Annotated in this window: 13 protein-coding genes; 5 read left to right on the top strand and 8 right to left on the bottom strand. The window is 53.7% G+C overall.

The window, feature by feature from the left end; genetic code table 11:
- Positions 1-127: 127 nt before the first annotated feature.
- From VFX97_01460 to VFX97_01470, 3 genes are all read right to left on the bottom strand, one after another.
- Positions 128-1321 carry a glycosyltransferase gene (locus VFX97_01460; GenBank protein ID HEX5701868.1) on the bottom strand — a complete coding sequence of 398 codons (1194 nt, stop codon included), beginning with the start codon at positions 1319-1321 and terminating at the stop codon, positions 128-130.
- 78 nt (positions 1322-1399) lie between these two features.
- Entirely contained in the window at positions 1400-2569 is a 1170-nt protein-coding gene (locus VFX97_01465) for a radical SAM protein (GenBank protein HEX5701869.1), read from the bottom strand.
- Positions 2570-2825: 256 nt separating this feature from the next.
- Positions 2826-3569 (bottom strand): zinc ribbon domain-containing protein, encoded by a 744-nt coding sequence (locus tag VFX97_01470; GenBank protein ID HEX5701870.1) that lies wholly within the window; start codon positions 3567-3569, stop codon positions 2826-2828.
- 162 nt (positions 3570-3731) lie between these two features.
- Here VFX97_01470 and ygiD point away from each other — a divergent pair, with 162 nt between their 5' ends.
- Positions 3732-4511, top strand: a complete 780-nt coding sequence (gene ygiD / locus VFX97_01475) for a 4,5-DOPA dioxygenase extradiol (GenBank protein ID HEX5701871.1) — start codon at positions 3732-3734, stop codon at positions 4509-4511.
- A gap of 89 nt (positions 4512-4600) precedes the next feature.
- Here ygiD and VFX97_01480 read toward each other — a convergent pair whose 3' ends face one another.
- Positions 4601-5140 carry a hypothetical protein gene (locus tag VFX97_01480; GenBank protein ID HEX5701872.1) on the bottom strand — a complete coding sequence of 180 codons (540 nt, stop codon included), beginning with the start codon at positions 5138-5140 and terminating at the stop codon, positions 4601-4603.
- A 273-nt stretch (positions 5141-5413) separates the two neighbouring features.
- Here VFX97_01480 and VFX97_01485 point away from each other — a divergent pair, with 273 nt between their 5' ends.
- A complete protein-coding gene (locus VFX97_01485) occupies positions 5414-5731 on the top strand; it encodes a hypothetical protein (GenBank protein HEX5701873.1) in 318 nt (105 codons plus the stop codon).
- 78 nt (positions 5732-5809) lie between these two features.
- Here VFX97_01485 and VFX97_01490 read toward each other — a convergent pair whose 3' ends face one another.
- The 3 genes from VFX97_01490 to VFX97_01500 all read right to left on the bottom strand — a co-directional run bounded on the left by VFX97_01490 (position 5810) and on the right by VFX97_01500 (position 7396).
- Positions 5810-6322, bottom strand: coding sequence for a hypothetical protein (locus tag VFX97_01490; protein HEX5701874.1), 513 nt, complete (start codon positions 6320-6322; stop codon positions 5810-5812).
- A 121-nt stretch (positions 6323-6443) separates the two neighbouring features.
- On the bottom strand, positions 6444-6884 hold the full coding sequence (locus VFX97_01495; GenBank protein HEX5701875.1) for an OsmC family protein: 441 nt from the start codon (positions 6882-6884) through the stop codon (positions 6444-6446).
- Positions 6885-7105: 221 nt separating this feature from the next.
- The gene (locus tag VFX97_01500) at positions 7106-7396 is read right to left on the bottom strand and encodes an RNA-binding protein (protein HEX5701876.1); all 291 of its coding nucleotides are present in this window, start codon (positions 7394-7396) and stop codon (positions 7106-7108) included.
- Positions 7397-7872: 476 nt separating this feature from the next.
- Here VFX97_01500 and VFX97_01505 point away from each other — a divergent pair, with 476 nt between their 5' ends.
- A complete protein-coding gene (locus tag VFX97_01505; GenBank protein ID HEX5701877.1) occupies positions 7873-8220 on the top strand; it encodes a hypothetical protein in 348 nt (115 codons plus the stop codon).
- A 34-nt stretch (positions 8221-8254) separates the two neighbouring features.
- On the opposite strand, the gene msrB is transcribed toward VFX97_01505, so the two are convergent.
- Entirely contained in the window at positions 8255-8638 is a 384-nt protein-coding gene (msrB, locus tag VFX97_01510) for a peptide-methionine (R)-S-oxide reductase MsrB (protein ID HEX5701878.1), read from the bottom strand.
- Positions 8639-8976: 338 nt separating this feature from the next.
- On the opposite strand from msrB, the gene VFX97_01515 reads away from it, so the two are divergent.
- Positions 8977-9582, top strand: a complete 606-nt coding sequence (locus VFX97_01515) for a hypothetical protein (protein HEX5701879.1) — start codon at positions 8977-8979, stop codon at positions 9580-9582.
- 483 nt (positions 9583-10065) lie between these two features.
- On the top strand, positions 10066-12303 hold the full coding sequence (locus VFX97_01520; protein ID HEX5701880.1) for a serine/threonine-protein kinase: 2238 nt from the start codon (positions 10066-10068) through the stop codon (positions 12301-12303).
- The last annotated feature ends 250 nt before the right edge of the window (positions 12304-12553 follow it).

A 12553-nucleotide genomic window follows, 5' to 3' on the forward strand; every position in this document is an offset into this window, starting at 1 on the left:
ACTTCAGTCTGTGATCATTCGGGAGGAAACCACAGACTGAAGTCTGTGCCACTTAATTGCTCAACTTGTTCGGAGTGTGGAACGACGGGATTAAACCGCGAACAGAGCGCGCCAGTCAAGAAGGGGGCTAAGCTGCACGTTCCGCGAGCACCTCAGCATTCGCCGTCGCCTGCTCGGGAATCAACGAAACGATCTCTTCAACAATCCGCTTGGTTGCATTGGGAATCCCGAGCGTGATCGTGGCCGCACGCAGAGACGCGTAGTGCCTTGAATCATCAATCATGCGACGAATAACGGGCACCACGTCCGCCGGTGTCTGCAGCATGACGGCGGCGCCGCTCTTAGCGACCATCGCAGCTGTCCCCGCTTCCTGCGGCATCGGTTCAGTTGTTGAATCGGCAATGATTGGAACGCGACACGATAAAGCTTCAAATGTGGTAAGGCCGCCCAGCTTCGAAATCATCACGTTGGCCGCCCGCATCAGCTTTTCTACTTCGTCTGAGTAGCCGATGACTTTCACCGGAAACTTTGCTTCGGAAGCGATTTGCTCGGCTTCGCCGCGCAGTTCTTCGTTCCGGCCGGCGAGAAAGATCGCCTGCACGTCGAGTTCCCCGCGCACGAGTTCGCGGAAGATGAGCGGAATGTTGCCGCCGCCTTCCCACCCGGCATTAACAAAAACCGTAAACTTGTCAGGGTCCAGACCTAAGGCGACGCGCGCCGTTTGCGCGGCCTGCTCGCCGGGAAAATCAAACTTCGGATGCACGGGCATGCCGGAGATCTTGATCCGGTGAGGCGAGATCCCGTAATCGATCAGCTGCCGGCGCGCGTCATCGCTCGCGACGAGATAAAGCGTCACGTCATCGCACGCCCAACCCTTCCAGAATCCGTAGTAAGGATCGGTGACGACTGTGACAAGGGGAATGCGATGCGCCAATCCCAGTTCCTTCAACACGCGCGCAAACATATGTTGGGTGAGCGGATGTACGCTCACCACGATATGCGGACACCACTTATCAAAGTGGCTGGCGACGTATCCGACGGTGCGTTTGTAGAAAAATTCGCGAGTATCCGGACGAATCCGATTGATCAGCCAGTAGTAATACTTCATCCAGCCCTGGCGGTTACGGAGCAGCCAGTTGTAAACACCTACCAACTTCGCCGCCAGATGATGGGATTCTTCAACCGCGCGAATCGTGCGAATCGCGTAAGACTCGCCTTTCACGAAGCCCTGAATGCCGGCCACGATCGCCGCCGCCGCCGAACGATGACCGCCTCCGGTGTCGGAAGAGAGGATCAGGATTTTGGGATTGTTTGAGGTCACTTACTTAGTGGCACAGACTTCAGTCTGTGTTCCTTTTTCTCAACTAATCACAGACTGCAGTCTGTGCCACTTACTCGACTACACATTCACGGTAATTCCGTCAGGCTGCTCAGCAGCACCACGCTTCTCCAGTTCCCTGCTCGCCTTTTTCATCTCGCGCTCAATCTTCTTGATCTGAATCAGGTGCTTCGGGTTAAAAGGCAGCGACGGGTAATAGCAGTTCGACTCGTGCGTGCAGAAGCAGCCATCCGCGGCCTGTTTACGGCGCGCCTTCATCGCGTCGGATAGCCACAGTCCCTGAAAGTTCCAGTCGTGATCGCGGAGGTTTCCTATCGGCGCGAGGTTCTCGCACGATGACAGCGTGCCTTCATCGTAAATCACGGCGCCCGCGGTTCCGGCATAGCAAGTCAGTTGCGCCTGCTGTGTCTCCTGCGTCTTCGTAATCAGGCCGTGCATGTAAATGTCGATCGCCGCTTTGAAGTAACCGGCTTTGCCGCCGTAATTGTTCTTGATAGCGGCGTGACGCGAGTCGTCGTCGATCATCTGCGCGAGCTTTGCATACCGCGACTTATCGATGTCGAGTTCAATCGGATCGGCTGAGGGCGGACGAATGTAATTAAAATTGACTTTGTCCGGCTTTAGATCGTGCTTGAGGAATTCGTACCAATCAAAGATCGTGTCCTGATTTGAATGCATAAAGCAGGTGCACGTTTGCAGGTCGAGCTTCGGGTACTGCTTTTTCATCGCCTTCAGCTCGCGCGCGGTTTCAATCGCAATCTGCCACGAGCCGGGCTTCTGACGAATCTTGTCGTGCTGCTGCTCCAGGCCGTCGATGCCCATCGCCACGGTGACATTCAGGTTCGGACACTCTTCCAGGATGCGCGTGACGTCGGGATAGATGCGCTTCTGAATCTGCCCATTCGACATCAGGTAGACCGATTCCAGATTGTTGTGTCGGTAGAACGAGCTGACGATCTCGGGCAGGTCTTTACGCGTGAAAGGCTCACCGCCGGCGAGAATCAACACGCCGAGGTTGCCGCCCAGCGTCTGAGCGATCCGATCAATCTCCTGCGTCTTCATCTGGAGTTTCTTGCGTGGACGATCATCGAGTTCATCCGTGAAGAAACAATGTGTACAACGCATGTCGCACACCGACGTAACCAGGATGTTCAGCAGCACCGGCGCGAAGGGTTGGCCCGTCGCCAGCTTTGCGTAACGCTTAAGTAATTCGCGAGTTGTGTAGTCCATTTAATTCCAATACCACTGCTATAAGCAGCTAGCCTCAGGTTTCTTTGATGCGCCGCTCGAGGTGAAGTTGTATTCGCGGCCTCAGACAGCGCAAACCTCATCAACTGATAAGGGATTCGCACGACAATGTCAACGTGGATTTCTTTGAGAATTGAGTCTAAGTTCGTGTCGCGAGGGACATTAGCCGGCCAGCAAGCGAGGGCTTACCGGGTTGCGCGTTCAAAACGCGCTAATAAGTTGGAGCCCCGCGCTCAACTCAACGCATCTCGTCCTTCTGTTGCACCTGTGGCTGACGTTCGAGGATATTTGTTGTTCGATCCGTGACACTTCCGGGCGCCGAAGGTCTTGCGAACAGCGTCGCCTCATCGTCGTGACGCGGCACGAACCCTGGTGGCGGGTCGAATGCCGGCTCGACAGGTTCTCCGATGCGCAACGGTGTTGCGGCCGTAGTCGCAACTTCAGCAGGACGGTCGCGCCGAATCGTCAACCCGGCGATTATGTGTCCGAAGCCTGTTAACGCTGGAATCAGACCGACCATCCACGCCACACGAATCACTGGTTCAAGCTCGAATGGAATATCAGCAACCACGTCGGGGGGAAGTTTCAGCGCGATCGCGGTGCTGAGAAAATAGAGAAAAATCGAAAGACCCACGCCGGAAAACATCGTCACCAACCCGGCAGTCAAGTGCTTCTCACGACGCTGCTCCCAGGTCTTTTCCTTTCGCTTGCGATCGGTTCTCTCACGATGCCAATCACGATGATCTTCGGCCGTATGCGTGATTTCCTGTTTGACCTTCTCCATGGCGCGCGCCACTTCATCGCTGACCTTTTCGATCTTCAGGTTCGTGACCAGGTCTTTGATCTTAGTAGGCACGCTGTCACTGCGCGCGATCGCTTCGCTGAGCGTGACCGCTTTACCAATCACACGCAGATTGGCGCCACACATGCGGCAGAATTTTAGATCCGCCGGTGATTCAGTTCCGCATTGTGGACAGAACATAGCTTTTTCCCGGGAGATTGTACGCCCACCTGCGGGCAGTTGTTCACTCCGTTTCGCCGTTCCGGCCCGCCATGTCCGGAAGGGCTCTCGACGTTTCGTACGCCATCGCCTGAGCTTCCTCGCGGGGTGCGTCGCGCGACCCGAAAGCCTAGAATCGCTCTCGTGAGTTCACGGCTCCCCACCATTTTCTTCGGCCACGGCAATCCGCTGAATGCGATTACACACAACGCATATACCGCAGCCTGGGCGGAAATCGGCCAGGCGATTGAGAAACCGAAAGCTGTCCTGTGCGTCTCAGCACACTGGTACATTCCTGAAACTGCGGTAACCGCGATGGCGCAGCCGCGCACAATTCACGATTTTGGCGGGTTCCCGCGCGAGCTGTACGAAGTTCAGTATCCAGCGCCCGGCGATCCTGCGCTTGCGCAACGCGTGCGTGAGCTGTTAACTCCGATTCCCGTCGGCATGGATCAGCGTTGGGGACTCGATCATGGTACGTGGTCAGTTCTCTGTCACATCTTCCCCCAAGCAGACATCCCGGTAGTGCAACTGAGTATTGATGAAGCGCAGTCTCCGGCGTTTCACTACGAACTGGGCCAGCGACTAGCGCCTTTGCGCGAGGAGGGAGTGCTTATCGTTGGGAGCGGCAACCTGGTGCACAACCTGCACACGTACGCCTGGGGGCGCCAGAACGTTGACCCTTTCGATTGGGCGGTTAGGTTTGAGAATCGCGCGCGTGACTTGATGACGGGAGGCGACTTTGCGTCGCTCGTCGATTACGAATCGCTCGGCCGCGACGCGCTGCTTTCAGTGCCGACCCCTGATCACTACTTGCCTCTGCTCTACGTTCTCGGCGCTGTTCACTCGGACGATGCAGTCAGTTTTCCTGTCGAAGGCTTTGATGGCGGATCGGTTTCTATGCTCTCCGTGAAGTTCGGCTAAAGACTTTAGGGCGCTCGTCGCTTGCTAAAAAAAAGAGGCGGCCGCTGACAATCAGCGATCCGCCTCGGAGTTAAGCAAGAGATAGTTACTTACCAGGGGAACGGAAACCGATTGTTGCTGCTTCGACTGCGATTGTAACCGCCATACTGTCGAAAGCCCTGGTCATATCCACGCAGGAATCCCTGACGATAAGCCTGCTGGAACTGGTAGCTGTTACCGTAACGGCCATAGCCACCGTTATCCCCGTGCCCGTTCTTGTAGAAATGCGAGCGCTGCGGATTGTAGCTCTGACCTCGCTGGGCGTCCCGCGAGCCAGTGTAAAGTCCGTCCTGAATGCCTTGATTCACTGCGGCCTGGCTAATATTGCCGTAGCCGGTATTGCCTCGATAACGCCAGTTATCGTCGTTCCGATTGCGTTCCCGACGCCGCCATTCCTCGTTACGCATACGCGCCCGTTCGCGCTGCATTTCGCGCTCCTGTTGGCGCCGATAATCGCGATCCCGCTGGCCAGTAGCATTTGGCCACCACTGTGCCTGAACTGCTGAGCTCGACACGAATCCGATACTGATTACAAAGAACAATGCCGCCAGGACTCTCCCGATCTTCTGACTGAAATAGTGTGCCTTCATTTTGCTAAAAACCTCCGCTGCGGACTTTGGCAATTGCCATGCCTTTTGAGTGATGATCATAGTGTCCTTGGAGTTTCGCGCGATTTTTGGTGTGCACGATAACGTTCAGCACGATATCGGGTGAGATTCGTGCAGGTAATTGACGATATCCGACAAACTGGGAGCTCGGCCATCTCGTTCGCGCGTGCTCGTTAAGGGAAGGCAAAAATCTAGAGACTTGACCGTCAGAAGCTATTGACTAAGATCACGGAGGCCACTCTTAAAGGAGCTTCAATGAAAAGAATTCTGTCGCTGTTATCAATGCTCGTTGTCTTCGCTTCATGTTTGGTGGTTGCATCCGCTCAACCCAAGAAGCGCAGGCCTGTTACCCGCGGTGCCACGGGCACAGGCGCACGCGCGCGCAATCCTCAGTCACCCAAGCGAGCTATTGGTGCCGGAGGCGCCGGAACGTATGTTCGCAACGGGCAACGCGGTCGTTACGTCACGCGCAACGGCAAACGCATCTGGGTTCCGCAAGGCAGCCCTGTTGTTGAGAGAGAACAACTCGATGTCAAGACGAACAAACCGACGTCCAACACAAATCGGCCATAGCAAAACAAACTCGCCATCACCAGAAAAAGGCCCCGCTGCACGCGAGGCCTTTTTCTTTTTCAAACGCGCGCCGGCGAACTACTTCACATGAACACAGGCCACCGGCCTCTGTTCGAAGTGGTTAAAATTCGCGCCCACGCCGATTGGTTGATCCGACGTAACTCTGACGCTGAACGAAATGTTAGTTAAAGGGTCAGTGACCGTGTTAGGCGACAGCCAGGTCTCGACCCGAGTGGCACCTGCTGCTAATGGTGTAGTGGTTGCGCCTGCGTTGCCCGGATAGTTATTCCCGGGCGCTGTTCCTGGGATTGGGACGCCTGCGAGGTTATTTCCATTCTTATCCAGAATGTTTAAGGCCACCGCGGCACTCGATCCGCTCCCATTGAAAACGTAGATGTTGGTAGGGTGACCCGGACCCTGGTTCGGATAATGCGCGGGCGTGCAGACCCACACGAATGGCGGCCCACCGCCTGAACCCGGCGGCCCGGGAGGGCCCGCCGGTCCTGGGGGTCCCGCGGGTCCGGTACACGACATTAAAACTACAACTGAAGCAGCAAGTAGAATGCAGGCGGCGAAGGATGAGCGACGCATCGTTGTTCTCCTTGCGAAGGGGTACCTCGTATAAATCCCGTAGGCATCCAACACGGAGTTAACTAGAGCGCCCGCAATCTATCCACGGATTGCACGTAAGTCAATCGTCCACTGACGGAAATCACGCCGCGGCCGATTTGATCAGCGTCGCATTCAATTTAATCTCCGTACCCGCGAGCGCCTGCGACACAGGACAATTCGTCTTCGCCGCTTCCGCGGCAGCGAGAAAGGTCTGCTCGTCAATTCCCGGCACTTCGCCTTCGGTTGTGATTTCAATCGTCGTAATCTTGAATCCTTCGCCAACCTTCTCGAGGCTGACGTTCGCGTTCGTGCTGATACGGGTGGGATTGTGACCGGCCTTCGTCAAGCCCGCCGCCAGAGCCATCGAAAAGCATCCGGCATGCGCCGCGCCGATTAACTCTTCGGGATTCGTCCCCGTGCCTTCTTCAAACCGCGATGCGAAGGAGTACTGACCTTCGAATGCTCCACTACCGAGTTTTACTTTGCCGTTCCCTTCTTTGAGCGTGCCTGTCCAAACTGCGCTTGCTGTGCGTTTCGCCATGATCGTTTTCTCCCTTGATGATTTGGTTTTGAATGATTGTAGCGCGTCCTACCAGTGAGCTGTGAGCAGTGAGCAGTGAGCAGCGCGATGAGGTCAGTACCATCCACGTAAGTGGATGGGTAAAGGAGCCCCATCAAGTCACCAAGAAATCAAAAAGCCCCCGGCGGATAAAATCACGCCGGAGGCTTGGTGAGAGCGGTAGGCCGCTACGTGGCCGCTACTTAGTAGCCCGAGCCGCCGCCGCTGTAACGCTGCGTGCGATTTTCGCGCGGCTTGGCCTCATTGACCTTAAGCGGGCGTCCGCCGAACTCGGTGCCGTTGAATTTCTCAACTGCCGCCGTACCTTCTTCTTTGGTCTGCATTTCGACAAACCCGAAGCCGCGTGAGCGACCAGTTTCGCGATCTTCAATCAACGAGACGCTTTCGACCGTGCCCGCTTCCGCGAACAGTGTTTTCAGATCGTCGCCCGTCGTTTCGAACGCGAGATTACCAACATATAGTTTCATAGACATTTTTTCTTTACCTTTTCCCCTGTGGGACCAACAGAAGCTACAAACGCTTCCCAATTTGCCAAGGTGTACACGAACCAGAAGAGAGAAGCCTTGGCTTTCTAACTGGGATGAGCTGTGGAATTCAGTTGAACTGGAAAAGTGACCAGAGGATCTGAGAGCAGAGTAAGCTCGAACTATGTTCGACTACGACCCTACGCTAATAGTAGGTATATGTCAAAGGCAGGATATAGCTGGGAGTGCGAACATCCCCCTGGGAGCGCGGGCATCTTGCCCGCTTGTCAGAACCGCCTGCGTGAGCGGGCGGGTTCTTCACGCTGAAGGCATGAAATAAAATAGGTTGGGGTAAGCGCCGCTTCGGCGCGCCACCCAGGATCACGATCCCATTCAAGTTAGCGAGGTGATATAAGCCGCGGGCAACGACTCAAAGCGCAGAAGGGACAAGAGAAGCGCACTCGGAATTGAAAGGAGAACTTCAAATGAGTCAAAAGAACGAAGCATTGATCCGTATCTTAAAAGTGGCTGTGTCGTTGGTACTGGCCGTGGCCGTGCTTGCGGTGGTCAGGACGAAAGGACAAGAAGAAGCCAATGCGAAAACTAACGCAGCGGCCGAACAGTGGGAATATTTGGCCGTCGCCGGCCCGAGCACAACCAACCTAACCTCGACTAACAACCCGCGCATGCGTAAGGAACCAAACGTCCCGTTTGCTCGCGAGGCATTTGTCCTCGAACAACATCTGGACAAGCTTGGCGCCAACGGTTGGGAATTGGTTTCGGTCGCCGGCCCGGCAACGGATCCGGCGTATTATTTCAAGCGTCGGAAATAGATTCGGAGCACGCGAGGAAGGGTGTCCTCGTCTATCACTCCTTCACAAACTTGAGCGCCACACCATTCATGCAATAGCGCAGCCCCGTCGGCTTTGGTCCGTCGTCAAACAAGTGTCCCAGATGGCCGTCGCACTGCGCGCACAGGACTTCGGTGCGCGTCATGCCAAGGCTCTTATCGACTTCTTCGATCACGTTCTCTTTCTTGATCGGCGCCCAGAAACTCGGCCAGCCCGTGCCCGAATCAAACTTTTGTTCCGAACTGAACAGCGGCAACCCGCATCCGGCGCATTCGAACGTGCCTTTGTCGTGGAGGTCGGTATAAGGACTCGTGCCGGCATACTCAGTCCCCTTCTCACGCAAAACGTTGTACTGCTCCGGCGTTAATTGGGCCTTCCACTCCGCGTCTGTCTTGATCACTTTTTTGATTCCTTTTGATTTTGATTTTTCTTGAATACTTGAATTTGGACTATTGAATTCCGGATTGTGGTCGGCTCCTACAGAATTGCTGCTCCGCGCCCAACTCGGCAACTGCGTTAACAACGCTATCCCGCCGACCGCAACTGAAGATGAAAGAAAGAACCGTCTATTCATGGATTCGCCTCGCAAGATGATATCGACTACACATGAATTACGTAAGCTGACGGCAGATTGGATTTGTTGAGTGACTGGAATTGGGGCTTATATCTGGGCGTCGCCCGACCGTGAGAGAGGGCTCTTGTTTTTCAGCGCATCACAATCAGCTAAAATGCATCGACATGATGGCGGAGAGAAACACTATCAAGGCCTTTACCTTTGCGCTGATATTGATGCCCGTGCTTGTCCTTGCTCAGGCACCAGATCTGAACATCAAGCTTCAACACAATTCGCAGCGTGAACATCTGCGCCGGGAACAAATTCGACGGCTCGCCGCCAAGTACGATCTGAAGAAGTACACCATTACCCGCGATATAGTCATCGATGAAACGGCCATCAACCATTCTTACCCCGTGCTGACGCTGAATCTCCGCTTTGGCGACAACGACGACCGCGTGCTTTCCATTTACGTGCACGAACAGGCTCACTGGGTTTTAGGGGAGCGGCATCGAGGCCAGTGGCGCGAAATGATTCAGGAGTTGAAAAGGGCGTATCCGGAGCTTCGGATCGAGCCGCCACACGGCGATGGCAAAGAAGGTTCTTCATATATACACCTGATCGTGATCATGCTCGAATGGCAAGCGCTAGAAGACCTGATCGGCGCCGGTCGCGCGCGCGACGTTTTGAAATTCAAGCGACAGCAGAACTACAAAGCGCTGTTTACGACGGTGCTGGACAATCGGGAACAGATGGAAATGCTTCTGAAGAAATATGACGTGAAATGGTGATGACGCCTGTAGGCACCGAAAACGGTAGATCGCCCGTGTCAGAACTTTGATGAATCGGCGACCGGATCAGGTCCCAACGTTGAATAATTGATCCACTTCGAAACGCAAGTTGATTCATGATCCGGTCGCTACCGTTCCCGGTACTGACCCGAATCGCTGGTCGAACTGCGGCTCAAGGCTTCCGTTACTTTCAGTTGGATCTGAGCCTACTACTTACATTTAGACAGTGAGGGGCGTTGCAAACTGTATGCGGGATACAGTGACGCCAACCATTTGATTTCAGGCACGTTAAGGCCATACGTGCGGATGAAATACCTTAACTTTCAATTTTCTCGCTTAACGGTTGTTAGAAAACTAAAGGAAACTACAAACCGGTTCGGACTTCCGTCGTCAGAACGCACGCGAGAATCGCAAAATCGCAGGCTCGACCCACCCCCGGCATTTGTGAACTTGCGAAACTGTTTTTGGTATTATGGCGGAAAAATGAACCCCACAGCGACTCAACTCAATCTGCTGCGCGAAATAGAGGGCGGCAAGAGAGCCTTTCAGGCAAACAGCAGGTCGGAAGAAGATGAGAAAGCCTTCCAACCTCAAGCGGAGGAATTAATTGAGCTTGGCGAAGACGGTTATCTCAGTAGTTGTGCACCAAATCGCGAAACGAGTACGGGGAGAGCCTACATTGATTTCGTATTCGTTGGCGGCTTAACCGCGAAGGGAAGGAGAAAACTTCAAGAACTAGCAGCGACGGAACGCAATGGCGAAGAGTCCGCCGACTTCTCTTGTTCGGCATGCCACAACTCATTGCGACCGTCAGCCCTATTTTGTGACAAATGCGGGTTTCGTTTGACCATGACCGAGGACGCAACTTTGAAGATGCCGACCGATAAATCAGCTACGGGAACTGACTCGCTGATTGGAACGATTCTGCGGGACACTTATCAAATAATCTCAGAAATCGGCAGCGGCGCAATGGGTCGAGTCTACCGCGGTCGAAACATTCGATTGGAAACCGACATAGCAATTAAAGTTATTGACAAACGCCATTTGTCCGACGCAAGCGCGATTCTCCGATTCGAGCGTGAGGCTAAGATGGCGGCTAGTATTAGACATCCGAATGTGATCGTCATTCACGATTTGGGAAAAACCGCCCAGCCGGACGCGCGCCTTTTCATTGTGATGGAACTCGCTGAAGGGGAGTCTCTAAAGGCGATCCTTCAGAGAGCAAGACGGCTCGATTTGGAAACAACCAATGTCCTCCTGAAACAAATCTGCGCCGCGGTAGGTGCTGCGCATGAAAAAGGAGTCATTCACCGCGACATAAAGCCAGATAACATCATGGTCTCGCAAACAGGAGCAGTGAAAGTTCTCGACTTTGGTTTAGCGAAACTATTTAACTCACCCAACCAACCAGCGATTACCTACGTAGGCACTCTCGTAGGCACTCCTGTTTATATGTCACCGGAACAGTGCCGCGTCGAAGAGTTGGACTCTCGCTCGGATGTTTATGGCCTCGCGACTATAGCGTATGAGATGTTAACCGGTCGTCCTCCTTTTGAGGGTCCTGATGTTATTCGACAGCATCAGCTTGATGACCCACCACATTTTGATTCACACCTTGGTGTTCCTCCGTTAGTTGAAGAAGTTGTTATGAGAGGACTTTCGAAAAGAAGGGAAGATCGCCAAGCAAATGCCACCGTGTTTGGAGAAGAATTGCGAGCAGCGTTTGAAGCGGTCATCAAAATACGTCCCGATTCTGACCTCGCAGACACCGTTGAAGATGCGAGATCTACTATTGTTGACAGTGAGCCAGCGATCGCAATCTCCGGTGACAAGATCGACACGGTGTCGAAGCTGGAAGATTACCTATTGGATCCGAACACGATTAAACGGGCTTGCCGCTTAATCGAAAGTACGGTGGAGCAACTGGCAAAAGATTTGGCCGAGATCAATGCTTCGCCAGTCGCAACGGATCAAACCCAAGACGGTGTACTTCATTTAATGACGACTTACGAACGCGCCTCAGCCTTAGCAGTGTGTCTCTATACGCACGCCGCGAACGACGGTGAACCAACCGTAACTGAGGCACTTGTACGAGGCCTAACGCTAGTCGGGCACATACCAAGGATTAAGAATGCGCGTGAGGAACCGCAGTTATATTCGGCGCTGCTGCTAACTTACGCGGCAGGTCTCGCAGCCGTTTCAGGAAAAAGGTTGCAGACGGCGGTTTCATTATTGAGAACAAAGATTCGAACGAGAACTTATGGGAAAGGTCAACTTGCAGCCTATGTTCTGAACCCTTATCGCATATTTGATAAGCAAATAGTTCAGTCAATCGAAAACCATCATACGCCGATAAACAAACACCTGTTTACAGTTTTGCGCGAGCCTTTGAAGCGAGTTATTAGGGTGGATGCCGAGTATGATGAAACGTTCCTTCTTTTTGAATATCTATTAGCCCTCGTCAGTGCTCAAGCGCATGAGCAGGTTTGGGAAAATGCCGTTGCGCCTGACGGAAGCTACCTCTGGGAGTCGAATCTAAGGCAGCGGCCCTATGTGTTTGAAATAACTGACAACGAATTACAACGTCAAGGAGAGTCGTGGCCGTGGTTTAAAGCCGGAATCTTCGCCGGAAGTTTCGCCGAATTCTTGGAGTTCAAGAAAAAAGTTGACGAAAGCATCAAACGAGATATTCGTCACAAATACTCGGCAATTGCACTCTGACTCAACGAGAGCCAAGTTCTACGACGCCCGACGTTGAAGATGGCCAACCACGGTTGCACGGCTGAAACCCACACAGCATGACGGAATGGTCTTTACGTTGATTCAGCAGGTCAAAGGTTGCAGCCCATTCTAGCCCACACCATCGTCATATGAACGAAGTTAGGGAGCGCAAGTTGTTAAGCAGCAACTGTTCTATCTCTGGCTTAGGCATGTCCCAAACCTCCACCAAACGAGTAACGGCAAGATCCGC

This window comes from Pyrinomonadaceae bacterium, from assembly GCA_036277115.1.
Taxonomy (GTDB): domain Bacteria; phylum Acidobacteriota; class Blastocatellia; order Pyrinomonadales; family Pyrinomonadaceae; genus UBA11740.